The sequence below is a fragment of the Mesorhizobium sp. M1312 genome (assembly GCF_040318115.1).
Taxonomy (GTDB): Bacteria; Pseudomonadota; Alphaproteobacteria; order Rhizobiales; family Rhizobiaceae; genus Mesorhizobium.
Genome location: NZ_JAMYLQ010000015.1, coordinates 96768 through 120403, shown reverse-complemented (window position 1 = coordinate 120403; position 23636 = coordinate 96768). Strand labels below are relative to the sequence as shown.

The 23636-nt window shown below is 61.7% G+C and carries 22 protein-coding genes and 2 pseudogenes; 13 read left to right on the top strand and 11 right to left on the bottom strand.

The features are described 5' to 3' along the window. The first annotated feature begins 321 nt into the window (after positions 1-321). Positions 322-1221, top strand: coding sequence for a retron St85 family effector protein (locus NKH36_RS18770; RefSeq protein WP_128241693.1), 900 nt, complete (start codon positions 322-324; stop codon positions 1219-1221). After that, complete coding sequence (locus tag NKH36_RS18765; RefSeq protein ID WP_352960272.1) at positions 1218-2165, top strand: retron St85 family RNA-directed DNA polymerase; 948 nt, start codon at positions 1218-1220, stop codon at positions 2163-2165. The genes NKH36_RS18770 and NKH36_RS18765 overlap by 4 nt, the downstream gene beginning before the upstream one ends. Before the next feature lie 12 nt (positions 2166-2177). Here NKH36_RS18765 and NKH36_RS18760 read toward each other — a convergent pair. The 4 genes and pseudogenes from NKH36_RS18760 to NKH36_RS18745 form a co-directional block, all read right to left on the bottom strand. Beyond that, positions 2178-2663, bottom strand: a pseudogene (locus NKH36_RS18760) (STAS domain-containing protein); the annotation flags it as partial. A 233-nt stretch (positions 2664-2896) separates the two neighbouring features. Further along, a pseudogene (locus NKH36_RS18755) lies at positions 2897-3162 on the bottom strand (helix-turn-helix domain-containing protein). A gap of 230 nt (positions 3163-3392) precedes the next feature. Continuing rightward, entirely contained in the window at positions 3393-4094 is a 702-nt protein-coding gene (locus NKH36_RS18750) for a phosphatase PAP2 family protein (RefSeq protein ID WP_352960274.1), read from the bottom strand. Between the two features lie 117 nt (positions 4095-4211). Next, entirely contained in the window at positions 4212-4550 is a 339-nt protein-coding gene (locus NKH36_RS18745) for a hypothetical protein (RefSeq protein ID WP_352960276.1), read from the bottom strand. A gap of 204 nt (positions 4551-4754) precedes the next feature. On the opposite strand from NKH36_RS18745, the gene NKH36_RS18740 reads away from it, so the two are divergent. Then, positions 4755-6761: a PhoX family protein gene (locus NKH36_RS18740; RefSeq protein ID WP_352960278.1), complete on the top strand. Its 2007-nt coding sequence runs from the start codon at positions 4755-4757 to the stop codon at positions 6759-6761. A 401-nt stretch (positions 6762-7162) separates the two neighbouring features. On the opposite strand, the gene NKH36_RS18735 is transcribed toward NKH36_RS18740, so the two are convergent. Next, the gene (locus NKH36_RS18735; RefSeq protein ID WP_352960280.1) at positions 7163-7924 is read right to left on the bottom strand and encodes an ABC transporter permease; all 762 of its coding nucleotides are present in this window, start codon (positions 7922-7924) and stop codon (positions 7163-7165) included. Continuing rightward, entirely contained in the window at positions 7921-8847 is a 927-nt protein-coding gene (locus NKH36_RS18730; RefSeq protein WP_352960282.1) for an ABC transporter ATP-binding protein, read from the bottom strand. Before NKH36_RS18730 ends, NKH36_RS18735 begins: the two co-directional genes overlap by 4 nt. Here NKH36_RS18730 and NKH36_RS18725 point away from each other — a divergent pair. From NKH36_RS18725 to NKH36_RS18695, 7 genes are all read left to right on the top strand, one after another. Beyond that, a complete protein-coding gene (locus NKH36_RS18725; protein WP_352960284.1) occupies positions 8846-9055 on the top strand; it encodes a hypothetical protein in 210 nt (69 codons plus the stop codon). The genes NKH36_RS18730 and NKH36_RS18725 overlap by 2 nt on opposite strands. A 23-nt stretch (positions 9056-9078) precedes the next feature. Beyond that, positions 9079-10437: a cytochrome ubiquinol oxidase subunit I gene (locus tag NKH36_RS18720; protein ID WP_352960286.1), complete on the top strand. Its 1359-nt coding sequence runs from the start codon at positions 9079-9081 to the stop codon at positions 10435-10437. A 10-nt stretch (positions 10438-10447) separates the two neighbouring features. Next, on the top strand, positions 10448-11452 hold the full coding sequence (locus NKH36_RS18715; RefSeq protein ID WP_287099114.1) for a cytochrome d ubiquinol oxidase subunit II: 1005 nt from the start codon (positions 10448-10450) through the stop codon (positions 11450-11452). A gap of 198 nt (positions 11453-11650) precedes the next feature. Further along, the gene (locus NKH36_RS18710) at positions 11651-12421 is read left to right on the top strand and encodes a transporter substrate-binding domain-containing protein (RefSeq protein WP_352960385.1); all 771 of its coding nucleotides are present in this window, start codon (positions 11651-11653) and stop codon (positions 12419-12421) included. 35 nt (positions 12422-12456) lie between these two features. Continuing rightward, positions 12457-13128: an amino acid ABC transporter permease gene (locus NKH36_RS18705; RefSeq protein WP_352960288.1), complete on the top strand. Its 672-nt coding sequence runs from the start codon at positions 12457-12459 to the stop codon at positions 13126-13128. Positions 13129-13138: 10 nt separating this feature from the next. Continuing rightward, positions 13139-13798 carry an amino acid ABC transporter permease gene (locus NKH36_RS18700; protein WP_352960290.1) on the top strand — a complete coding sequence of 220 codons (660 nt, stop codon included), beginning with the start codon at positions 13139-13141 and terminating at the stop codon, positions 13796-13798. Then, a complete protein-coding gene (locus NKH36_RS18695; RefSeq protein WP_352960292.1) occupies positions 13776-14501 on the top strand; it encodes an amino acid ABC transporter ATP-binding protein in 726 nt (241 codons plus the stop codon). The genes NKH36_RS18700 and NKH36_RS18695 overlap by 23 nt, the downstream gene beginning before the upstream one ends. 143 nt (positions 14502-14644) lie before the next feature. Here NKH36_RS18695 and msrA read toward each other — a convergent pair whose 3' ends face one another. The 4 genes from msrA to NKH36_RS18675 form a co-directional block, all read right to left on the bottom strand. Beyond that, the gene (gene msrA, locus NKH36_RS18690) at positions 14645-15385 is read right to left on the bottom strand and encodes a peptide-methionine (S)-S-oxide reductase MsrA (protein WP_352960294.1); all 741 of its coding nucleotides are present in this window, start codon (positions 15383-15385) and stop codon (positions 14645-14647) included. A gap of 24 nt (positions 15386-15409) precedes the next feature. Continuing rightward, the gene (locus NKH36_RS18685) at positions 15410-15550 is read right to left on the bottom strand and encodes a hypothetical protein (protein ID WP_352963850.1); all 141 of its coding nucleotides are present in this window, start codon (positions 15548-15550) and stop codon (positions 15410-15412) included. A 142-nt stretch (positions 15551-15692) separates the two neighbouring features. Further along, on the bottom strand, positions 15693-15854 hold the full coding sequence (locus NKH36_RS18680) for a hypothetical protein (protein WP_352960296.1): 162 nt from the start codon (positions 15852-15854) through the stop codon (positions 15693-15695). 246 nt (positions 15855-16100) lie between these two features. Beyond that, on the bottom strand, positions 16101-17150 hold the full coding sequence (locus tag NKH36_RS18675) for a TadE/TadG family type IV pilus assembly protein (RefSeq protein ID WP_352960298.1): 1050 nt from the start codon (positions 17148-17150) through the stop codon (positions 16101-16103). A 165-nt stretch (positions 17151-17315) separates the two neighbouring features. Here NKH36_RS18675 and lepA point away from each other — a divergent pair, with 165 nt between their 5' ends. After that, positions 17316-19121, top strand: coding sequence for a translation elongation factor 4 (lepA, locus tag NKH36_RS18670; RefSeq protein WP_352960300.1), 1806 nt, complete (start codon positions 17316-17318; stop codon positions 19119-19121). A 403-nt stretch (positions 19122-19524) separates the two neighbouring features. Here the strand turns inward: lepA and NKH36_RS18665 are convergent, their stop codons facing one another. Then, complete coding sequence (locus tag NKH36_RS18665) at positions 19525-20496, bottom strand: DUF3800 domain-containing protein (protein ID WP_352960387.1); 972 nt, start codon at positions 20494-20496, stop codon at positions 19525-19527. A 175-nt stretch (positions 20497-20671) separates the two neighbouring features. Here NKH36_RS18665 and NKH36_RS18660 point away from each other — a divergent pair, with 175 nt between their 5' ends. Further along, positions 20672-21298, top strand: a complete 627-nt coding sequence (locus tag NKH36_RS18660; RefSeq protein ID WP_352960301.1) for a CDGSH iron-sulfur domain-containing protein — start codon at positions 20672-20674, stop codon at positions 21296-21298. A gap of 248 nt (positions 21299-21546) precedes the next feature. Further along, complete coding sequence (locus NKH36_RS18655; protein ID WP_352960303.1) at positions 21547-23568, top strand: hydantoinase/oxoprolinase N-terminal domain-containing protein; 2022 nt, start codon at positions 21547-21549, stop codon at positions 23566-23568. The last annotated feature ends 68 nt before the right edge of the window (positions 23569-23636 follow it).

Here is a 23636-nt window from a genome sequence, read left to right as displayed (position 1 = left end):
AGACCACCGCTATTAGTCTGCTCGTACCTTCCGGGTCTTGCTCTTCACAATAACCAAGGGCACTCTGCTTGACAGAATCTTTGGGGGGTGAGAGACAGTGGACAGCTTACGTGAAAAGCACTTTTCGTGCTTGGTCCGACGTTTCGTCAGACCTCAGTTGATTGATAGGTTTTATCCGGTGTGGAACAACGCGGTGCTTTACCGCCACAAGTGGCCGCTCCGCTCGGTAAAACTCCACGTTCTTCCACACCTCCAAGGGTAAGTGATAGCCGGGGTGACATAGTCGATCTCATTGATCGAATTGACACGGGCACGATACATGTGCGTGCCCCGAGCCCGCTTATATTTCTGTGCGGCGGTCAGACCGACATTAAGAATTCAAAGCCAATTTCTCTGCGCGAAGCATTCACGCGTATCTACACCAACCCAGGTCTCCGCTCGTATCACACCATTATGCCGGAAGATTTCAGGATCTTCCCTCCCCATGGTCAGTACAAGGACATTCTCAGCTTCGAGACGGAATTCGCTGAGATAGTGGATCTGGTCGTTCTGTTTTCGGAGAGCAATGGCAGCTTCACCGAACTCGGCGCCTTTTCGATGATCAAGGAGATAGCCGACCGGCTGCTCGTCGTGATTGATGACGAGAATTACAATGCCGATTCCTTTATCAGGCTCGGCCCGCTTCTCTTCCTTCAAAACAGCATTGGGCAATCATCGGTTTGTGTCGTCAACAGGAACGACCTCAATATCAAAAGCATCAAAGATGTCGGCGATCTCAACATCGGTGTCTTTGAAAGCCGGATCGTGGCTGCCATCAACGCACGTCGCAGTGAAGTGAAGGAGCCGACTACCTTTAACCCTGAGCGGCCCGGCCACATCATCAAGCTCATTGTCGGACTGATCCAGCACTACGGGGCGCTAACGATCGAGGAAATCGAGGCTTTGGTCGCCGACTTCGACGTGAAGCTTAAGCACGGCAAGTTGGCTGACTATCTGCTCTGCGCCATCAATGCCGAGTGGATACTGAAAGATAGACGCGGCTTTGTTGACTACTACTGCGCCATACCCAACAAGGCTGACGCGATCGAATATAAGCTTCGAAAGGCTAAAGAGGTTGAGCCTCGAGAAAGGTGGCGCGCTCAAATTAGCGAGTTCTGGAAGGCGAATGACGACGCGCGCTTCAGCGTGATTCAGGCAGCGTTCAAAGATGCGCTCAAATGAGCGATATAGTACGAATTCTAGCCATCGAAACCGGGATGGAGATGGGCCTCGTTGAGCGCATCATCCGAAAGGCGCCCATAAGGTATAAGACCTATCAAATTCCCAAGCGCTCTGGTGGGAACAGAACAATTTCTCAACCTGCTCGTGAGGTGAAACTACTCCAACGGGCCCTCATCGACGTACTGTTGCGCAAGCTCCCCGTGCATGAAGCCGCAACCGCGTATCGCGAGGGGATGTCAATAAAGGACAATGCGCTTCGTCATGTAGGTGATGGCCCTATCCTAAAGATGGATTTCAAGGACTTCTTTCCGTCGATCAAACCTCATGATTGGGCAGAGTTCTGCAAGGAAACTGGTGCGATCAGCGACCCAGTGGATGTCCAGCTAACGAGCTTGCTGATGTTTCAACGCCCGAAGGGAAGCTCGACTTTACGCCTGGCGATTGGAGCGCCTTCTTCGCCGTTTGTTTCGAACGCCCTTCTGTTCGAATCCGACAAACGCATTTCGGAGGCTGTGGCGAAAGATCACGTGATTTACACCCGCTACGCCGACGAACTTACCTTTTCCGCTCCGCGAACAGGTCATCTCGTCAATGTAGAGAAGATGGTACGATCTACCCTTAGAGGACTGGATTACCCGAAACTCACCGTGAACAATGAAAAGACAACGCGAGTTACTCGTAAGTATGGCCGCAAGGTCACGGGGCTAACGCTCACCAACGATGGGAAGGTCTCTGTAGGCCATGCTCGAAAGCGGCTCCTACACGCCACGGTGCATCGCGCATCTCAGGATAAATTGGACGCGACGGAACTGGGGCTTCTTAAGGGAATGTTGGGTTTCGTGAATAGCGTGGAGCCACAATTCATCGAGAAGCTGCGGGGGCGATATGGATCCGCGCTAATCGGTCATATCCAAGCGTTTGATATTCCAAAACGGAAATGGTGAAAGCTAAGAGACCTATAGTCGCCCCCTCAACTGCGCCCGCGCATCCCTGATCGAGGCGGCGTATGTCACAAGCGGCCGCTTGACGCCGTGGTTGATCAGCATGCGACGTGTCTGCGGCGAAGCGCCTGATATGATGAAGCGCACGCCGGCGCCCCTCGCCTTGTGGGCCGCGCCCTCGATGACGTTGGCTGCCGTCGAATCGAAGAACGGCACTGCGGAGCAGTCGAGGATGAAGTTCTGGCGCTGGTCGGCTATGCGGTCCAGCACCGTGGCGACGGTCGAGGCGGCGCCGAAGAAGAAGGCGCCCGAAATCCGGTAGACGACGGTGTCGGCATCGCTGGCTTCGCTGGAATCATATGCGTTGGCGGCGCCGGTTCTGTCGGCGACATCGTCCTGCACCAGTCTCTGGTCCGGCTCAACCGCAATGCTCTTGGCCATGCGGTCGATGAACAGGATCGAGCCCAGCGCGAAGCCGACGACGATGCTTTCGGTGAGGTCGGAAGATGTGTAGCCCTCGCGCAGCACCGTCACCACCTTCGGCGTGAACAGTTCGGAAAATGTCGGCTGCGCCGGTTGATGAATTGCCCGCCGGTTTCGATCCATGGACTGCCTTCCGCTGCTGACGCATGCCGCCCAAAAGTGCACAGCGGTTTGGGGCACGCATAAAAACCAAGGAGGCGGCGGGATCGTCGGCAGGACTGTCGGCGGTCGCCGTCGCGACTTTTGTCGGCTCAGCCGGGCGAGTTCTGCGGCACGACCGGCTTGAGGCGCACGCCCCTGCCGCCGCGCTCGCTGACCTGGTTCTCGCCAGTTCCACGCCGGCCTCATCGAGGGCCTGGATGACCTTCATCAGCGTGTCGACCACGCCCCTGACCACGCCGTCGCTCGCTTCCATGCGCTGGATGGTTGGAAGCGATACTCCGGCGCGCTCGGCGAGCGTCTTCTGATCGATGCCGGCCAGCGCCCTTGCGGCGCGCATCTGCGCGGCAGTGATCATCGGTTAAAACCCCTGTCTGAGTCTGCGCCACATGTATAATACCGCCATTATGATGGTTCAACCATCATAATGCATGTGTCAGGCGTGCACGGGCGCTTGCGTCCTGGGGAGCCCCGCGCGCTACGCGTCGTGTGTCAACAGTTTTCCTGCTGGCAGGTTGCGGGCGTAAGATCCTCAACACGCTGATTTGACCGCGCGCCGACCGACACAGCGCCGTCTGACCAGCCGGTTCAGCCGCCGACGGTCTGCCCGCGCCATCGCTGTAGCGCCCATGCGGCCAGCCAGCACAGCATCGCCCAGGCGAAGCCGGCGCACCAGCCGGCCAGCACGTCGGATGGCCAATGAACGCCGAGATAGACGCGGCTGATGCCGACCAGCAGGGTCGTCAGCACCGCCAGTGCCAGCACATAGACCTTGGTCGTTCGCCCAGGCAGGAAGCGCGACGCCAAGCTGCCCAGCGTCAAATATGTCACCGCCGACAGCATCGCGTGGCCGCTCGGAAACGAAAGCGTCGCCACGTCGGCGAGATGCGAGACAAGGTCGGGGCGCGGCCGGTCGATTCCGAGCTTCAGCGTGCTCGACAGGGCCTGCCCGCCCGCCACCGCGACGAAGACGAGAAACGCCGGTCCCGGCTTGTGGATCAGCAGCAGATAGACGATCACCGCCGCTGTCATCAGCACGAGTACGCTGGCGCTGCCGAGGCTGGTGATGTCGCGCATCGCCCCTTCCAGCCATGGCGGTCCGATCGGATTGTCGGGCTGGCCCGCTTCACGGAAGGCGAGCAGGATTTCCGTGTCGAAGGCGTGCGGCGTGGTGTCTCGCGCCACTTCCATCAGTTCCTCGAACCCCCACAGTCCGCCGGCGATGACCAGTCCGGCCAGTAGCACCGGGAATTCGATCCAGTTGAGCAGCTTGCTTGCGGTATTCTTCATCGGCCCAATCGTCCTACAGCGCCGCGCGTCCTTTTGAACGCGCAAAGGACGCTGTAGCACGTAACTTTTGCGCATGATCCTTTCCGAAAATCGATTCCGATTTCGGGGTCTGCGCGACTATAGCTTTTGCAGATAGGGCCCGAGCGTGATCAGCGCCACAGCTGCGACGGCGAGCACGATGCCGGTCGCCTGCAACGCATTGACGCGCTCGCCGAAGAACACCAGGGCCACCACGTTCACCGACACCAGCTGGATCACCGCCGACAGGCTGAACGACACCGACATGCCGAATTCACGGATCAGCCTCAGCATGATCAGATTGCCCGCCGAATAGAGCGCCAGCGTCAAAATGATCTTACCGAGACTCGGCGCCAGTCCCCATTGCTTGGCCGCCGTCGCCGCCAACAGGAAGATTACTGTCGAAATGCCGAGTTGCCCCAGTCCCCAGAAACTCACTTTTTGTCCCTCTCGATGCGGTTCCTTCCGCCTGCCGCAGATCTTGTTTCTGAAGCGCCGGTCGCGGTCAAGCGAGGCTGATCATGGACACGAAATCGGGGCTGGAAATTGGCCGGCAACGTCATCAAACTGTGATCTCCCGGCGATACGCGGTCAGTCAAGCAACACGCTCCAGCCATCCCAAGAAGCCAGAGGCAAGCCCCCATGACTGAACATCGCTCGACCGGACATCTTTCCCCAAACGCCCATTTCCGCACCAGCTTGCTTGAGGAAAACGATGGGCCAGGAGCCAATCCCACAGACAACCAGACGATGGGCGAGATCATCGCCGCGCGCTTCTCGCGCCGTGGTTTCCTGCAGGGATCGCTTGCGGCAACCGCCATCGCTGCCACCGTCAGCCCGCTCGCGCTGATCCTCGCCGACGATGCCCGCGCCGCCGCCGGCTCGGCCTTCGCCTTCGCCGAGGTCGAGGCAGGCGTCGATGACAAGCACCACGTCGCCGCCGGCTATGACGCCGACGTGCTGTTGCGCTGGGGCGATCCGCTGTTTGCTGATTCGCCGGAATTCGATCCGACAAAACAGTCGGCGCAGGCCCAGGAAAGACAGTTTGGCTACAATAACGACTATGTCGGCTATATCCCGATCGACGGCTCGGCCGAGCATGGCCTGCTGGTGGTCAACCACGAGTATACCAACCCGCATCTGATGTTCCCGGGCCTTGTCACTATCGTCGATGGCGAGGCCAAGCAGGCGCCGCTGAGCAAGGAACAGGTCGATATCGAGATGGCCGCGCATGGCGGCACCATCGTCGAAATCCGCAAGGTATCAGGCAAATGGCAGGTGGTGCGCGACGGCAAGCTCAATCGCCGCATCACCGCCAACACCGAGATGGCACTGTCCGGCCCCGTCGCCGGCCACGACCGGGTCAAGACCAGTGCCGATCCGACCGGCACGAAGGTCTTCGGCACCGTCAACAATTGTGCCGGGGGCGTCACGCCCTGGGGCACCTACGTCATGGCCGAGGAAAACATACACGGCTATTTCTCGGGCGAGTTGCCGGAAGGCCACAAGGAAGCCGCCAACTACAAGCGCCTGGGTATTCCCGAAGGCGCCTATGAATGGGCGGCGCACTACGACCGCTTCGACATCGGCAAGGAGCCGAACGAGCCGAATCGCTTCGGCTGGATCGTCGAGGTCGACGTCAGCGATCCGACCTCGGTGCCAAGGAAGCGCACTGCCATGGGCCGCTTCAAGCATGAGGGCGCTGAATCGATCGTCGCCAAGGATGGCCGTGTCGTCTTCTATCTCGGCGACGACGAGCGTTTCGACTATGTCTATAAATTCGTCACGGCCGGTAAGTTCAACGCCGAGCACCGCACCGCCAACATGGATCTTCTCGACGACGGCACGCTCTATGTCGCCAAATTCGCCGAGGACGGTTCGATCGAATGGCTTCCCATCGTCTTCGGCCAGGGCCCGCTGACGGCGGAGAACGGCTTTGCCAGCCAAGCCGACGTGCTCATCGAGACGCGCCGTGCCGCCGATCTGCTTGGCGCCACCAAGATGGACCGCCCCGAGGATATCCAGCCCAATCCGACGACAGGCAAAGTCTACGTCATGTTGACCAACAATTCTAAACGCAAGACGGACCAGGTCGATGCCGCCAACCCGCGCGCCGAAAACGCCTTCGGCCACATCATCGAGATCGTCGTGGACGGTGGTGATTTCACTGCCACCAAGGGCAAGTGGGAAGTGCTGCTGAAATGCGGTGATCCCGCTGTGGCCGAAGTCGGCGCCACCTTCTCGACCGCGACCACCGCCAATGGCTGGTTCGGCATGCCGGACAATTGCGCCATCGATGCGGCCGGCCGGCTTTGGGTCTCGACCGACGGCCAGGGCCCGAAGGCCACCGGTCGCACCGATGGCCTGTGGGCGGTCGACACCGAAGGCGAGGCACGGGCGACATCAAAGCTGTTCTTCCGCGTGCCGATCGGCGCTGAACTGTGCGGCCCGCTATTCACGCCCGACGACCAGACCGCCTTCGTCGCGGTTCAGCATCCGGCCGACGGCGGCGAAGACTGGGAGGCTTTTGGCCGTCCCTCTTACTATGAGGACCCGTCGACCCGCTGGCCCGACTTCAAGCCCGATATGCCGGTGCGGCCGTCGGTCGTCGCCATCACCAAACAGGGCGGTGGCAAGATCGCGGTCTAGAGATCATCGCGCTCCCAGGTCCACGCTGGTAAATCGTGAAAGAGGGGTTTTGGCTCGACCGAAGTCCCTCCTTTTTTATGCCCAATTGCCAATTTATGCCCAATTGCCAGGGGCTTCCGTTCAATTCTCGCTGCCACCAATGATTCGAAGCCCGCGGGCTTGCGGGCATCCCAATTCCGAAGCGCTGCACGCGGAATCTCGACCACGCCCTCCTTGCGCAATCATTTCGACCGCCTGATCGAGGGCGCCGCGCCCAAGGTCATCCGGCAGGAGCGGGCCCATGTCGAGCGCCTGGCTGGTCCGCCGGCATGGCGATTTCTCGCTCGCCTATTCGACCGCCGTCCAGGGGAATCTTTCAGGGGATGCCGGCCTAGCCCACGGCTCAGCGTGCTGTAAGCCGGTCAGTTCCGCAGCCGGTAGCCGGTCCTGAATATCCACGCGACGATCGCTATGCAGATAAGCAGGAAAACGACGGTCATGCCGAGGCTGATGCCGATCGAGACGTCGGACTTGCCGTAGAAACTCCAGCGAAAGCCGCTGACCAGATAGAGGACAGGGTTGAACAGCGTCACCGTGCGCCAGATGCCGGGCAGCATGTCGATCGAATAGAAGCTGCCGCCAAGGAAGGTCAGCGGCGTGATGATCAGCAGCGGCACCAGCTGCAGCTGCTCGAAGCTTCTCGCCCAGATGCCGATGATGAACCCGAACAGGCTGAAGGTCACCGCCGTCAGCACCAGGAAGGAGAGCATCCAGAACGGATGCTCGATAGTTAGCGGCACGAACAGCGACGCGGTCGCCAGGATGATCAGGCCGAGTATGATCGACTTGGTCGCCGCACCGCCGACATAGGCAATGATGATCTCCAGATAGGACACCGGCGCCGACAGTAATTCGTAGATCGAGCCGACGAATTTCGGGAAATAGATGGCGAAGGAGGCGTTGGAGATCGACTGTGTCAGCAGCGACAGCATGATCAGCCCCGGCACGATGAAGGCGCCGTAGCTGATGCCGTCGATCTCGGTGATGCGCGAGCCGATGGCCGAGCCGAAGACGACGAAATAGAGCGATGTCGAGATGACTGGCGAGACGATGCTCTGCAGCACGGTCCGAAAGGCGCGCGCCATCTCCATCTTGTAGATCGCCCAGACTGCTCGCAGGTTCATGCGTCCTTCCTCACCAGGTTGACGAAGATCTCCTCGAGCGAGCTGTTTTGCGTGTCGATATCGCGGAACTGGATGCCGGCCGTCTCGAGGTCGCGGAGCAGCGAGGCGACGCCCGGCCGTTCGCTCTGGTTGTCATAGGTGTACGTCAGTTGATTGCCGTCCGGCGAAAGCTCCAGCGCGTAGCGCGAAAACGTCTCGGGTATGGTGGCGAGCGGACTGCGCAGTTCCAGCAACAGCCTTTTGCGGCCGAGCGTGCGCATCAGTTGCACCTTGTCCTCAACCAGCACGATCTCACCGCGATTGATGACGCCGACGCGGTCGGCCATCGCCTCGGCCTCCTCGATATAGTGCGTGGTCAGGATGATGGTAACGCCATCCTCGCGCAACCGGCGCACCATAGCCCACATATCCTGACGCAGCTCGACGTCAACGCCGGCTGTCGGCTCGTCGAGGAACAGCACCCTCGGTTCGTGCGACAGCGCCTTGGCGATCATCAGCCGCCGCTTCATGCCGCCGGACAAGGTGATCGCCTTGGCGTCCTTCTTGTCCCACAACGACAGGTCGCGCAGCACTTTCTCGACGAAGGCGTGGTTGGCCGGCTTGCCGAACAGGCCGCGGCTGTAGTTGACCGTCGCCCACACGCTCTCGAACGCGTCGATGGTCAGTTCCTGCGGCACCAGCCCGATGAGGCTGCGTGCGGCGCGATAATCCCGGCTGATGTCGTGGCCGTCCACCGTGACCGTGCCCGACGAGCGGTTGACGATACCGCAGACGATCGAGATCAGCGTCGTCTTGCCGGCGCCGTTCGGCCCGAGCAGCGCAAAAATCTCGCCGCGTTCGATATCGAGATTGATCTCCTTCAGCGCCTTGAAACCGGTGGCGTAGGTCTTTGTGACCCCGGCAATGGAAATGATGGATGGCATGGCTGAAAAACGGCTGCTTGAAAGGAGAACTGTTAATTTTAGTCCGCTGAATGTCGGTGCGCGCAGCCGGAAGTCAATGGCACTCCTGACAGTTCTGGACATCGGCATGCGAAAGATGCATCCACCGCTGCCGCAGTCCTGCGGCGTTCCGCCTCGCGTGACGCCACGCCGCTTTGACCGCTTGGCGCATCCGGCCTATCTTCCCTGACATAGCAGCAGCCGGAGCCCACCATGGACCCGCTCATCCTTTCGCGCATCCAATTCGGCGCGAACATCTCGTTCCATATCTTGTTTCCGGCTATCACCATCGCGCTTGGCTGGGTGCTGCTGTTCTTCAAGCTTCGCTACAACGCCACAGGCGATTCCGCCTGGATGCGCGCCTATTTCACCTGGGTGAAGGTGTTCGCGCTGTCCTTTGCCATGGGCGTGGTTTCGGGCGTCACGATGAGCTTCCAGTTTGGCACCAACTGGCCGGGTTACATGGAGACCGTCGGCAACATCGCCGGCCCGCTGCTCGCCTATGAGATCCTCACCGCCTTCTTCCTTGAGGCGGCGTTCCTCGGCATCATGCTGTTCGGCTTCCGCCGCGTCTCCAATCGCATCCACACGCTGGCAACCGTGCTGGTGGCCGGCGGCACCACCCTGTCGGCCTTCTGGATCATCGCGCTCAATTCCTGGATGCAGACGCCGGTCGGCTTTGAGATGCGCAACGGCGTAGCGCACGCTACCGACTGGTGGGCGATCGTCTTCAACCCGTCGATGCCCTACCGGCTCGTCCACATGCTGCTTGCCTCCGGCCTGACGGTTTCGTTCCTGATCGCCGGCCTGTCGGCGCTGCGCTACCTCTATGGCGACCGCTCGGAATCGATGTGGAAGGCATTGCGCACCGGTGTTTTCACCGCGGCGATCCTGATCCCCATTCAGATCTTCGCAGGCGACCAGCATGGCCTCAACACGCTCGAGCATCAGCCGCAGAAGATCGCCGCCATGGAGGCCAACTGGAACACCGGCCCCAATGTCCCGCTCGTCCTTTTCGCGCTTCCCGACGAAGCGGCAAGGGAGAACAAATTCGAAGTCGCCATCCCCGACGGCGCCAGCCTCATCCTCAGGCACAGCGCCAGCGGCGTCGTGCCGGGGCTGAACGACTATGCCGGCAACCACCCGCCGGTCTTCCCGGTGTTCTGGGCTTTTCGCATCATGGTCGGCACCGGCGCCCTGATGCTCGTCGTCTCCTGGTCGGCCGCCTTTTTCCTCAAGCGACGCCACAGCCTGCCGAGACCGCTGGCGCTGGTGATGGTGCCGATGGCGCTGTCCGGCTGGCTGGCGACGCTGGCCGGCTGGTACACCACCGAGATCGGCCGCCAGCCCTGGCTGGTCACCGGCGTGCTCAAGACCGTCGATGCCGTCGGCCCGGTCGCCGGCGGCCAGGTCGCGCTGTCGCTTGCGGTCTATCTCATCCTCTACGCGCTGCTTCTGATCGCCTATCTCGGCGTGCTGGTCTATCTGGCGCTGAAGGCGGCGAAGGACGGCGATACCTCGCCGTTGCCGGGCGTTCTCGATGCGCCGCTGTCGCAACCGGCGGCGAAATAGGAGGATGGTGATGACCCTCGACTGGCCGACATTGCTCCCCCTCATCTTCGCCGGCCTGATGGGCCTTGCCATCCTGATCTACGTCATCCTCGACGGCTTCGATCTCGGCATCGGCATCCTGTTCGCGGCGGCCGAGGACGCCGAGCAGGACACGATGATCGCAGCAATAGGCCCGTTCTGGGACGCCAACGAGACCTGGCTGGTGCTGGCCGTCGGCCTGCTGCTGGTCGCCTTCCCGCTGGCGCACGGCACCATCCTCACCGCGCTCTACATTCCGGTCTTCCTGCTCCTTGTCGGCCTGATCCTGCGCGGCGTTGCCTTCGATTTCCGTGCCAAGGTGCCGGCCGGCCGGAAGCATCGCTGGAACCGCATCTTCTTCCTGGGCTCGGTCATCGCCTCGCTGGCGCAGGGCTACATGCTGGGAATCTATGTGCTGGGCCTGGATGTCGGCCTCGGCGGCATGGCCTTCGGCGCGCTGGTGGCGCTCTGCCTTGCCGCCGCCTATGCGGCGATGGGCGCGGCCTGGGTCATCTACAAGACGGAAGGTGAATTGCAGAAGAAGGCGGTGCTCTGGCTGCGCCGGGCGCTGGTGCTGACCGCGCTCGGCATGGTCGCCGTCTCGCTGGCCACGCCGCTCGCCAGTCCGCGCATCTTCGACAAATGGTTCGTCTGGCCCGCCATGCTCTATTTGTCGCCGCTGCCGATCCTGTCGGCGGTGCTGTTCGCCTGGCTGTGGCGGCAGACCTTCCATTTGCCTAAGGCGGACGACCGCCATGCGCTGACGCCATTCTTGACGCTGGCCGCCATCTTCACGCTGGGCTTTGCCGGGCTCGCCTGGTCGTTCTATCCCTTCGTCGTGCCTGACAGGCTGACCATCTGGCAGGCGGCGTCCGCGCCTGAAAGCCTCGCCATCATCCTGGCCGGCACGGTGGTCGTGCTGCCGATCATCATTTTCTATTCGTTTTATGCCTACCGCGTCTTCGGCGGCAAGGCGACGGATCTGACCTACGACTGACAGCAAATCTCCGCACTGCACAATATTTAGGCAGCCTGCTGGTCGGGCGGCATTGGGTCGTGAAGAATGCCGTCCCTATCCTATGAGAAAGCCCCATTCGCGCCGATTTCGATGGTTGGCATGTCTGTTGCTTTGCCCCGGCGACCAATCGGTTTTGTTCAGTCAAAGGGAAAAATAATGAACCGTCGCAATGTGTGCATGCTGGCCTTCGCCGCCGTGGCTGGAATCGCCATGGCTCCGTTTCCGCAGGCGCGGGCTGACGCCTTGAGCGACATCGGGGCGCGGGGCACCATCCGCATCGCCGTGCCACAGGATTTCCCGCCCTTCGGCAGTGTCGGCGCCGACATGACGCCGCAAGGCTACGACATCGATATCGCCAATCTGATTGGCGAAAAACTCGGCGCCAAGGTCGAGATCGTCCCGGTCACCAGCGCCAACCGCATTCCCTATCTTCAGACCAACAAGGTCGATCTGGTCATCTCCAGCCTCGGCAAGAATCCCGATCGCGAGAAGGTCATCGACTTCTCCGAAGCCTACGCCCCCTTCTACAATGGCGTGTTCGCCCCGGCGGATGTCGCGGTCGCAAAGGCGGAAGACCTCGCCGGCAAGACCATTGGCGTCACCCGCGGCGCGATCGAAGACCTCGAACTGACCAAAGTCGTGCCCGCGAGCGTCGAGATCAAGCGCTACGAGGACAACAACGGCACTATTTCCGCTTTCCTTTCGGGCCAGGTCGAGGTGATCGCGACCGGGAATGTCGTCGCCGCCGCCATCCTTGAAAAGAACCCGCCCAAGCGGCCGGAGCTCAAGTTCCTGATCAAGAACTCGCCTTGCTACATCGGCATGAGAAAGGAGGAGCCGGCGTTGATGGCCAAGGTCAACGGGATCATCGCCGCCGCCAGGTCCGACGGCGCCCTCAACGCGATTTCGCAAAAATGGCTGAAGGTGGACCTGCCGGCTGACTTGTGATCGCCGCCCGCCGCGTGTGGTTTAGGTAGCAAGCCATGACCTATCAGTTCGATTTTGGCTGGCTGATCGGTTCTCTGCCGGTGCTGCTCAAGGGCATCCGGATCACCGTGCAGCTCATCCTGATCGGCGCGGTGTTCGGTGTCGCATTAGGCATTGCCTGCGCCTGGGTGCGGGCGCTGGGGCCGAAATGGCTAAGACCCGTCGTCGCGACCTATGTCGAGCTGATCCGCAACACGCCCTTTCTCATCCAGCTGTTCTTCATCTTCTTCGGCCTGCCGTCGCTTGGCATCAGGATGTCGGAACTGAGCGCGGCCAACCTCGCCATGATCGTCAACCTCGGCGCCTACAGCTGCGAAATCATCCGCGCCGGCATCCAGGCCACGCCACGTGGCCAGTTCGAAGCCGGCGCGAGCCTCGCCATGACGCCGTTCCAGAGCTTCTGGTATGTGGTTCTGGTCCCGGCGCTGCAGCGCATCTGGCCTGCGCTGTCGTCCCAGATCGTCATCGTCATGCTGGGTTCGGCCGTCGTTTCGCAGATTGCCGCCGAGGACCTGACCTTCGCCGCCAACTTTATCCAGTCGCGCAATTTCAGGGCCTTCGAAACCTACATCGTCTCCACTTTGATCTACCTGGCCCTCGCCATCCTGCTGCGCCAGCTGCTGGCTGGCCTGGGCTGGATGCTGTTCCCGAGGAAGGCGTCGCGATGAGACAGGCGCCATGACCGAGTTCAGCTTCTGGGACATCCTGCGTAACCTGCTTCTGGCTGCCCGCTGGACCGTTGTCCTCTCGCTGGTTTCCTTCATAGGTGGCGGCATCGTCGGTGCGGCCCTGCTTTTCCTGCGCATCGGCGGCCGGCAGGGGCTGCGGCTTCTGTCACGCGGCTACATCCAGCTGTTCCAGGGCACGCCGCTCCTGATGCAGCTCTTTCTCGCTTTCTTCGGGCTTGGCCTGTTCGGCATCGACGTTCCCGCCTGGCTTGCCGCTTGTGTCGCGCTCATCCTATGGACCGCCGCGTTCCTCGCCGAGATCTGGCGCGGCTGCGTCGAGAGCATCGCCAAAGGCCAATGGGAGGCGTCCGCCAGCCTCGGCATGGGTTGTCTCCAGCAGATGCGCTACGTCATCCTGCCGCAGGCGCTGAAAGTGGCGGTGCCGCCGACCGTCGGCTTCTCGGTGCAGGTGGTGAAAGGCACCGCGCTCACCTCCATCATCGGCTTCGTCGAATTGTCGAAGGCCGGTTCGATCGTCACCAACGCGACGTTCCAGCCGTTTACCGTCTATGGCCTGGTCGCGCTCATCTACTTTGCTTTGTGCTGGCCGCTGTCGAAATCCAGCCAGCTCTTGGAAAGGAAGCTCAATGTCGCTCATCGCAATCACTGAGGTGAAGAAGCGCTTCGGCGACAACGAGGTGCTGAAGGGGATTTCCATCGACATTGCGCCGGGCGAGGTCGTCGCCATCATCGGCAAAAGCGGTTCGGGCAAGTCGACGCTGCTGCGTTGCATCAACGGGCTGGAGACCATCGATGAAGGCTCGATCGTCGTCGCCGGCGCCCAGTTCCTGCCCGACGAGGTTCATCTCAAGGCGCTGCGCCTGAAGGTCGGCATGATTTTTCAGCAGTTCAACCTGTTTCCGCATCTCACGACCGGCGGCAATGTCATGCTGTCGCAAATGGTGGTGAAGAAGACGCCGAAAAAGGACGCCGAGGCGGTCGCGCGAAAAATGCTCGAACGCGTCGGTCTCACCCACAAGTTCGACGCCTTGCCGGACGAATTGTCCGGCGGCCAGCAGCAGCGCGTGGCCATCGCCCGGGCGCTCGCCATGCAGCCGATCGCGCTGCTGTGCGACGAGATTACTTCGGCGCTCGACCCCGAACTCGTCGCCGAGGTGCTGGCCGTGGTCAGGGAATTGGCCGCGGAAGGGATGACGCTGGTGATGGTTACCCACGAGATGCGCTTCGCCCGCGACGTCTGCTCGCGCGTCGTCTTCATGCATCAGGGCCGCGTCCACGAGATCGGCGCCCCCGAGGACGTCTTCACCAACCCCAGGACGCCGGAGCTCAGGCAGTTTCTGGGCGTACAATAATCCATGTCGCCCAAAAGTGCGCAGCGGTTTTGGGATAACGACATGGATAAAACAAAAAACGCGTCGCATGAATCCCATCACGCGCGACGCGCTTTAAGCGGGGCATTGCTGCCCGCTCGCTGCCCTAAACGCGTCGCAAAAGATCAGCTCTTGTTGGCGGCCAGCACCAGCACCGGCTTGTCGCTGTAAAGATTGGGGAATAGCGTCTTCAAATTCTCGACCTTGGGCAGGTCGTTGTAGACGATGTAGGGGTAGGTCGGGTTCAGCGTCAAAAAGTCCTGGTGATAGTCTTCGGCCGGGTAGAACGTCTTTCCGGTCTCCAGCGTGGTCACGATCGGCTCTGGAAACACCTTGGCCTTGTCGAGCTGGGCGATGTAGTTCTCGGCGATCTTCTTCTGGGCGTCGTTTTCGGCAAAGATCGTCGAACGGTATTGCGGGCCGCGGTCCGGGCCCTGATAGTTCAGCTGCGTCGGGTTGTGTGCGACCGAGAAATACACCTGTAGCAACTGGCCGTAAGTGACTTTGGATGGCTCGTAGGTGATCTCGACGGCTTCGGCATGCCCGGTCCGTCCGGTGCCGACCGTCTCGTAGTCGGCGGTGTCCTCGGTCCCGCCGGCATAGCCGGAGACGGCGCTGGTCACGCCCTTGACGTGCTGGAACACGCCTTGCACGCCCCAGAAGCAGCCGCCGGCGAAGACCGCCTTGGCGGTGCCGGCGGCGGGTTTCTCGTCCACCGCCGGCGGCGGGATCACCACCGCCGCCTCGGCCGAGATCGCCGGCGTCTGCCACAAGGCGGCGCCGGCCGCCGCGAGCATCAGCGCCGCAAGCGCGCCCCTGGCGAAGTTCATCGACCACCTCGAAACGGGTTTTCGAATACCGGTCATGTCTGATCTCCCTTGATGGTGTTTTTACAATAGAACATATAGATCCGCCGGCGTTTCACATTGCCGTGCGTAGGCGCCGACCGCATCGGCATCGTCGCCGAAAACAGCGCCGCCGCGCCTGCGCGCGTCGCGCCCCTGCTGCGTTTGGCTTTTTGATCCAGTCATCGGCTGTCCTCCGCTGCGACGGACGTGGAGCGCCGGTCATGTCCACACTTCGCCGCCGCGGTGCGGTTCGTTACAGCCATCACCGCTTCGTGATCGTTCACCTAGTCACGTTGGCCTGCAGCAAAACGGTGGCTGACTGCGCTCAGCCCTGGCGCCACGTTTCCATGTAATGCCATAGGCCGGCCGCGGCGGCACCGACCACAATGCAAACGGCAATCCAGATCCCGGTGTTGCCGCCCAAATTGCCGAACGCGGCGCCTAGCACCACCCCACCGAGAATGCCCCAAACCAGCTTGCTCGCCATTGGTTTGTCCCTTCGTGAGTTTGGAAGGATTCGAGCCTTGCATAGCTGTGTGGTCATTTATCGACAGCGGACCGAGATCAGAAAATGGCCGGCCATGCACTGCCGATCAGCAAGCGATCTCGCACCGCAGTCTGACCGCTGTCGGATCAACCAGCACAAATAGCAACGCCGCCCTTCGGCGGCGCTGGGATGCATTCCTTCGTCGCAGATCGGCCCTTGCCGAGGCGCCCGCCGCAGCTGGCCAGCCTATTGCGTAAGCACTGTTTGCGAAGGCCGCTGATTGAAGTCGCACTTGCCGGTCACGGTGTAGAAAAAGTCGGCGTTGGACACCGGGGCCGGTACAGTCGTTCCGCCATCCTCCCAGGCCTGCTTGCTGGGTTGGCCGCACGGCACGGCGGTGAAGATGTCCACCAGTTTGCCGTTCGCGACTTCAACGCCGTCGATATACAACCGGTTCGATGTGTTCGCGTCGTTTGACTTGAGCTTGGGTGTTTGGGCCGACGGCACATCCATCTGCAGATACAGCACATCCATCAGGCTGACGTCGATCACCGCGCCGGCGCCGTTCGCGGGGGTCATGGTGTTGGTGCAGGTGGTCAGATATTTCTTGTTGCCGCTCGTCTGGGTAATCGCCCCGGTAGGCAGGCCGTTAAAGTTCTGCACCGTCTTGGTCGTGCATTTTTGCTCCTGGACCTTCGTGCTCGTCGCTCCATTGACCGTATACACTGTCGACGTGCCGTAGCCTTTCGGATCACCAAAGTTGTTGTAGACATAGGTGATCTTCATCAACGGATTGATCGCCGTCTCGCCGAATTTCGTGCCATAGAGCGTCATCGTCTTGTTCCAATGGCCCGAAACCAGGTCGACCTTGAACGTGGTCTGCACCAGCGCCGGCCGCTTGCGCACCGCCGACGCGACGCCGATCTGCACCGTGTCGACATGGGCGATCTGCATGAAGTTCGTCGGCATGGCAAACTTGGCCGAAGCATTGATGCTGGCGGTGCCGTCGGCGGCGACGACGAAGCTGTCGAGCTTGGCGGTGCCTTGCCCGCTATTGGCCGTAAACGACTCCTGCAGTTTCACCTGACGGTCCGCCAGTGACGTGCTGGTCGGCAGCGTCGTGATCGACAGCGTCGCGGCATCGAGCGCATTCTGCATCGATCCCTTGGTCGCAACGGCTGAGTTGTAGTCGATTGAAAAGCCCAGAGCGGCACACATCGGGATTAGCATGATGGCGAGTATCGGCGCGAGGGAGCCGCTCTCGGAATTGAGAAAATGACGTCCATATTGTAGCATTGCTTGGCCCCCCAAACGGTGACAGGTCGTGGGCCTGTCACGCAGGGCGCGGACTATGCCCTAATCTAATGGATCAAAGTTTAACGGCTTTGCGCCCGCCGGCGGCTTATGCGCCGCGCCCGCCGCCGCTTGCCCGGGCAAGCTGCCCCTGCTAAAGCGCGCGACATGACCACGCCGATCAAGAACATCCGCAATTTCTCCATCGTCGCCCATATCGACCATGGCAAATCCACGCTTGCCGACCGGCTGATCCAGTCCACCGGCGGGCTGGAGCTGCGCGACATGAAGGAGCAGGTGCTGGACTCGATGGACATCGAGCGCGAGCGCGGCATCACCATCAAGGCGCAGACCGTGCGGCTGAAATACCGCGCCAACAATGGCGAGGACTATATCCTCAACCTGATCGACACGCCCGGCCATGTCGACTTCGCCTACGAGGTGTCGCGGTCGCTGGCCGCCTGCGAGGGCTCGCTGCTGGTCGTCGATGCCAGCCAGGGCGTCGAGGCGCAGACGCTGGCCAATGTCTACCAGGCCATCGACAACAACCACGAGATCGTCGTGGTGCTGAACAAGGTCGACCTGCCTGCCGCCGAGCCAGAGCGCATCCGCGAGCAGGTCGAGGAGGTGATCGGCATTGATGCCTCCAACGCCGTGCTGATCTCGGCCAAGACCGGGCTCGGCATTCCCGACGTGCTGGAAGCGATCGTCAACGACTTGCCGCCGCCGCGCGAGGGCGACATCGCAGCCCCGCTGAAGGCGATGCTGGTCGACAGCTGGTACGACGCCTATCTCGGCGTCATCGTGCTGGTCCGCATCATCGACGGCGTGCTGAAGAAGGGCCAGACCATCCGCATGATGGGCACCGGCGCCAAATACCTCGTCGAGCGCACCGGCGTCTTCACGCCGGCCCGCATCAATGTCGACGAGCTTGGCCCCGGCGAGTTCGGCTTCTTCACCGGCTCGATCAAGGAAGTGGCCGACACCCGCGTCGGCGACACCATCACCGAGGACAAGCGCCAGACGGCAAAAGCCCTGCCCGGCTTCAAGCCGGCGCAGCCGGTGGTGTTCTGCGGGCTGTTCCCGGTCGACGCGGCCGATTTCGAGGATCTGCGCGCCGCGGTCGGCAAATTGCGCCTCAACGACGCTTCCTTCTCATACGAAATGGAAACCAGCGCCGCACTCGGCTTCGGCTATCGCTGCGGCTTCCTTGGCCTTTTGCATCTGGAAATCATCCAGGAGCGGCTGGAGCGCGAGTTCAACCTCGACCTCATCGCCACGGCGCCCTCGGTCGTCTATCGCTTGGCTCTGAACGACGGCACGACGAAGGAACTGCACAACCCGGCCGACATGCCCGACGTGGTCAAGATCCAGGCCATCGAGGAGCCGTGGATCCGGGCCACCATCCTGACGCCGGACGAATATCTCGGCGGCATCCTGAAACTCTGCCAGGATCGGCGCGGCATTCAGGCCGATCTGTCCTATGTCGGCAAGCGTGCCATGCTGACCTATGATCTGCCGCTCAACGAGGTCGTCTTCGATTTTTATGACCGGCTGAAGTCGATCTCCAAGGGCTACGCCTCCTTCGACTATCACCTGACCGACTATCGCGAGGGCGACCTGGTGAAGATGTCGATCCTGGTCAATGAGGAGCCGGTCGACGCGCTGTCGATGCTGGTCCACCGCACGGCGGCGGAAAAGCGCGGCCGCCAGATGTGCGAGAAGCTGAAGGAGCTGATCCCGCACCATCTGTTCAAGATCCCGATCCAGGCCGCGATCGGCGGCAAGGTCATCGCCCGCGAAACCATCTCGGCCTTGCGCAAGGACGTCACCGCCAAATGCTATGGCGGCGACGTCTCGCGCAAGCGCAAGCTGCTCGACAAGCAGAAAGAGGGCAAGAAGCGGATGCGGCAGTTCGGCAAAGTGGACATCCCGCAGGAGGCGTTTATCCAGGCGCTGAAGATGGGGGATTGAGAAGCCGTTTGGCGCGCGCAGCGTGCCAAGTCATCGATCCGGTTGATCGATGGCAGGCTTCTTCGAAAGCGGGGGAGCTGCCGGAGGCGGCAGGCCCCCGCCAGCGCGGCGCTGAAGCTGCACGGTGGAGATTATTGTCCGAGAGGTGATGCAGAAGATTCTTTGAGCGGCATATTGAACGCAAACGTCGTCGGAAAAGTGAGTCCGCTCAACGGGTTATGTAAAATGTCACTAAACGTTTGATTTGGCTTGATTTTTTAACATTTTGGCCTGATATTTATTTCGGCGGGGTACGCCGGAGTACCCTCGGGCGGTATCATAGATGCCGCAGTCGGACGGACGGTCGCCCACTGGATGGTGGCCTACAAGCCCCCGATGGCAACGAGGCCGGGACCCGCCGCTTTCATATGAAATAGCCGTAAAATCGAAACACTTTCTTTTGGGCGTCTGTGAGATTCAGTGTCCAGTTTCGCCATGGCAGAAGTGTCACGCCAAAGTTTGAGTAGCCGAATTTGTTAGAGGCAATTCGGGGCTTCAGGGCCTCGGCATATTCCGTGTTCCAACGTTTGTTACCAGCATTTGCTGCCTGAAAGAAAGAACTGGCCACCACGTCCGCGATTTGACAACCAGCGCTTTTGTTATGGTCTATCACTTCAATAAGCCGGTGATCGAGAACGCGGAAATCTGGCACCCTTGCAGTCTGATAAATGCGTCCTTGTGCAGACTGCTTCGCCAACAAATCAGTATAGGTGTCGACATGACGATATGAACGTCCGCCGCGACGGGAGAACACCAATTTGACGTGCTTCGGTTCCCCGGTCTCTAAGATGGATCTCGCAGCACACCACTCGCTCACACGCTCAAGCGCCACGCGAATGCAGTAGTTGTAGAACCAATTGTTCGGGTGCAGCGATACCGCCTCCGCCTGAGGGTTGCGGTATTTTCGCATGTTCTTTTTGTTTGAGACGACGACAAACAATCGAAGCTCCGAATCCGCTAGAGCCTCGCAGACGGTCTTCTTCTTGTGCTCAACGATGTTACGAAAATGAAGGTCAGGACTTTGCGTAGAATAGATTGAAGTCTTGATCGATCTGATGAGATCGACCAAGTTTGGCTCATTCGTTGCTCGAACCACTGCGCAGCCCACGGAAAACCATTCACTGGCCCCGCCCGGGTCGATAGGCGCAACTGTCTTTATGCCTGGATCCCCAGCCTCATCGAAATATGCAATAAAGTAGGGCTCCGTAGAACGTCCCCCGAAGTCATAGAACAATGCAATCTGCCAAAGCTGAAAAGAGTCAACGCTAAAATTTGAAGAGGCCGCCCGCGAACTAGAAATCGACCAGCCAGAGGGGGGGCGCTGTCCCGCCGGCATATCGATCAACGGCGCTGCGACCTTCGGTAATTATCGGTTGATCGACCCTGACACGTTGGCGATCCTTCACGCCCCCTCTGTCCTGCCGGACATCTCCCCCACGAGGGGGGAGATCGCTACTTGACGCCCTTCGCGCAGCAGCCTTAGCCTGCCTGCAACCCAGGAGACCTCACCCATGGCAAGCACGGTGGAAGGCGAGAAAATCGATGTCGGCTTTTCCAGCCGGCGCTGCATCCATTCGCGCAACTGCGTGCTTGGCGATCCACGTGTCTTCGTGCCCAACGCGCCCGGCCAGTGGATCCATCCCGAGGCGGCCAGCGTCGAGAAGATCGTGGCGATCGCCGAAAGCTGCCCGTCGGGCGCCATCACCTATGTCAGGAACCATGGCGGCCCGCAGGAACAGCCGCCAGTGGTCAACACCGTGCGCATTCGGGAAAACGGCCCGCTGGCGCTGCATGCCGAGATCGTGCTGGGCGACGAGACGTTTTTTCGCGCCACGTTGTGCCGCTGCGGCGCTTCGGAAAACAAGCCGTTCTGCGACGGCAGCCACAGCAAGTCAGGCTTCGCCGCCACGGGCGAGCCGGCGCTGAAGGACACGCCGGCGCTGGACGCGCGGAATGGCCTGCTGACGGTGACGCCGACCACCAACGGCCCGCTCAAGCTCGAGGGCAATCTCGAAATCGTCACCGGCACCGGCCACACGGTCGACCGCACGCAACGCACCTTCCTCTGCCGCTGCGGCCATTCCGCCAACAAGCCGTTCTGTGATGGGACGCATAAGAAGGTGGGGTTTGTGGGTTAGCTGGCGCTGGAATCTCCCCCCTTGAGGGGGAGATGGCCGCAGGCCAGAGGGGGTCGTCTCGCATCAAGCGCCGACTTCTTCTTTCGCCCTATAAGAGCTTGGCGCTCCACGCAAGGCGACCCCCTCTGTCGCCTTCGGCGACATCTCCCCCTCGAGGGTGGAGATTAGGCGCCGTGGCCCAGCGCTCGCGGCTTTATCGGCCGGCCGGTATCGGCTAAGGGCGGGGAAGCAAAACTCCGGACCCGCCAATGACCGCCAAGACCAAATCCCTGTTCCTCGGCATCGACACCGGCGGCACCTATACCGACGCAGTGCTGTGGTCCGAAGCCGGCGGGCCAAGCGGCAAAGTGCACGCCAAGGCCAAGGCGCTGACGACGCGCCACGATCTGGCGGTCGGCATATCGGGCGCGGTCGATGCGGTGCTGCAGAAAGCCGGCACCGACCCTGCAGCGATAAAACTGGTGTCGATGTCGACGACGCTCGCCACCAATGCACTGGTCGAAGGGCAGGGTGGCCGCGTCGCGTTGGTGATGATCGGCTTTTCCGAAGGCGACCTCGCCCGCGACGGGCTGAAGGCGGCGCTCGGCAGCGACCCTGTGGTGTTCTGCCCCGGCGGCCATGACGTCCACGGCAATGCGGCAAAACTCGACCTGTCCGGGCTGGAGGCCGCGCTGCCGGAACTCGGCGCCTCGGTGTCGGGCTTTGCCGTCTGCGCCTATTTCGCCACCCGCAACCCGGCGCATGAGCTCGCCGCCCGCGACCTGATCCGCGAAAAGACCGGCCTGCCGGTCACCGCCAGTCACGAGCTCTCGGCCAAACTCGGCGGTCCGCGCCGGGCGCTGACGACGCTGCTCAACGCCAGGCTGATCTCGATGATCGACCGGCTGGTGGCGGCGACCGAAGGGTTTTTGGCCGCCCGCAAGATTGCCGCCCCGTTGATGGTGGTGCGCGGCGACGGCGCGCTGGTCTCGGCGGCGTTCGCCCGCCAGCGGCCGATCGAGACGATTCTTTCAGGCCCGGCCGCCAGCCTGGTTGGCGCCCGCCACATGACCGGCCTCGACAACGCTGTCGTCTCCGACATCGGCGGCACCACCACCGACGTTGCCGTGCTCGACGGGGGCCGTCCCAGGCTCGATCCGGAAGGCGCCACCGTCGGCGGCTTCCGTACCATGGTCGAGGCGGTGGCCATGCGCACTTTTGGGCTCGGCGGCGATTCTGAAGTGACGCTGGAGGACGGCGCGCTCAACCCAAAGATTCTGCTCGGACCGCGCCGCCTGGTGCCGCTGGCGCTGGCGGGCATGGTGCATGGCGAGGCCGTGACTGTCGAACTGGAACGCCAGCTGCGGGCGCCTAACCCCGGCCGCATGGATGGCCGCCTGGCGGTCAGGACCGGCGTGCCGGAGCGGCTGGCGGCCGGCCTCACTGCTCCGGAAGCGAGGCTATATGAGGCGATTGGCAGCGTGCCGCTCGCCCTCGACAGGCTGCTCACCTCGAACGCCCAGAACGCCACCTTGAACCGGCTGGTGTCGCGCGGCCTGGTGCATATTTCGGGTTTTACGCCCTCGGATGCCGCCCATGTTCTGGGCAAGCAGGCCAATTGGGATGCGGCAACGGCAAGGCTCGGCGCCGAGTTGTTCACGCGCAAGCGCGACGGCCGCGGCCAGTTCATCGCCGCCTCGCCGGAAGCGCTCTCGGAGCGGGTGCTGCTGACGCTGACGCGCTGGTCGGCGGAAGTCATCCTCGAAACCGCCTTTGCCGAGGACGGGTTGGATGGCGCGGCGACCGTGGCGCACGCGCTGGTGCAGCGCGCCGTCGATTCCCATCCGGGCATCGCCCGGCTCAGCGTCGCGCTCGACCGTCCGGTCATCGGCCTCGGCGCCTCGGCGCCGCTGCATTATGCCGGCTTGCCTCCGCTCATCGGCAACGACTGCGTTGTACCGGAGGATACCGATGTCGCCAACGCGCTCGGCGCCGTCGTCGGCCAGGTCAGGGTCTCGGCGGAGGCGCGCGTCAGCCAGCCCCAGGAAGGGCTGTTTCGCGTCGCTTCAGGCGAAAGCGTGCGCGATTTCAAAGACGAGGCGGCGGCGATCGCCGCGGCGGAAACCGATGTCCGCGCCATTGCCGCCGGACGGGCCAGGGAAGCCGGCACCGACAGCGCCGAGATCGAGGTCGCCACCGAATTCCGCGTCTCGACCGTCGAAGCCCAGCGCATGTTCATCGAGGCGCATGTCGTGGCGGTGGCGTCGGGCAGGCCAAGGATTGCGGTGTAATTCCCTGCGCCTTCGTCATCCTAGGGAGGAGCGAACGCGAAGCGGAGCGCAGACCCTAGGATCCATGC

Coding starts and splice junctions, on each gene's coding strand:
- NKH36_RS18765 (WP_352960272.1), top strand. CDS start 1,218: ATGAGCGATATAGTACGAATTCTAGCCATCGAAACCGGGATGGAGATG.
- NKH36_RS18750 (WP_352960274.1), bottom strand. CDS start 4,094: ATGAAGAATACCGCAAGCAAGCTGCTCAACTGGATCGAATTCCCGGTG.
- NKH36_RS18740 (WP_352960278.1), top strand. CDS start 4,755: ATGACTGAACATCGCTCGACCGGACATCTTTCCCCAAACGCCCATTTC.
- NKH36_RS18735 (WP_352960280.1), bottom strand. CDS start 7,924: ATGAACCTGCGAGCAGTCTGGGCGATCTACAAGATGGAGATGGCGCGC.
- NKH36_RS18725 (WP_352960284.1), top strand. CDS start 8,846: ATGGCTGAAAAACGGCTGCTTGAAAGGAGAACTGTTAATTTTAGTCCG.
- NKH36_RS18730 (WP_352960282.1), bottom strand. CDS start 8,847: ATGCCATCCATCATTTCCATTGCCGGGGTCACAAAGACCTACGCCACC.
- NKH36_RS18720 (WP_352960286.1), top strand. CDS start 9,079: ATGGACCCGCTCATCCTTTCGCGCATCCAATTCGGCGCGAACATCTCG.
- NKH36_RS18715 (WP_287099114.1), top strand. CDS start 10,448: ATGACCCTCGACTGGCCGACATTGCTCCCCCTCATCTTCGCCGGCCTG.
- NKH36_RS18710 (WP_352960385.1), top strand. CDS start 11,651: ATGCTGGCCTTCGCCGCCGTGGCTGGAATCGCCATGGCTCCGTTTCCG.
- NKH36_RS18705 (WP_352960288.1), top strand. CDS start 12,457: ATGACCTATCAGTTCGATTTTGGCTGGCTGATCGGTTCTCTGCCGGTG.
- NKH36_RS18700 (WP_352960290.1), top strand. CDS start 13,139: ATGACCGAGTTCAGCTTCTGGGACATCCTGCGTAACCTGCTTCTGGCT.
- NKH36_RS18695 (WP_352960292.1), top strand. CDS start 13,776: ATGTCGCTCATCGCAATCACTGAGGTGAAGAAGCGCTTCGGCGACAAC.
- msrA (WP_352960294.1), bottom strand. CDS start 15,385: ATGACCGGTATTCGAAAACCCGTTTCGAGGTGGTCGATGAACTTCGCC.
- NKH36_RS18685 (WP_352963850.1), bottom strand. CDS start 15,550: ATGACTGGATCAAAAAGCCAAACGCAGCAGGGGCGCGACGCGCGCAGG.
- NKH36_RS18680 (WP_352960296.1), bottom strand. CDS start 15,854: ATGGCGAGCAAGCTGGTTTGGGGCATTCTCGGTGGGGTGGTGCTAGGC.
- NKH36_RS18675 (WP_352960298.1), bottom strand. CDS start 17,150: ATGCTACAATATGGACGTCATTTTCTCAATTCCGAGAGCGGCTCCCTC.
- lepA (WP_352960300.1), top strand. CDS start 17,316: ATGACCACGCCGATCAAGAACATCCGCAATTTCTCCATCGTCGCCCAT.
- NKH36_RS18665 (WP_352960387.1), bottom strand. CDS start 20,496: ATGCCGGCGGGACAGCGCCCCCCCTCTGGCTGGTCGATTTCTAGTTCG.
- NKH36_RS18660 (WP_352960301.1), top strand. CDS start 20,672: ATGGCAAGCACGGTGGAAGGCGAGAAAATCGATGTCGGCTTTTCCAGC.
- NKH36_RS18655 (WP_352960303.1), top strand. CDS start 21,547: ATGACCGCCAAGACCAAATCCCTGTTCCTCGGCATCGACACCGGCGGC.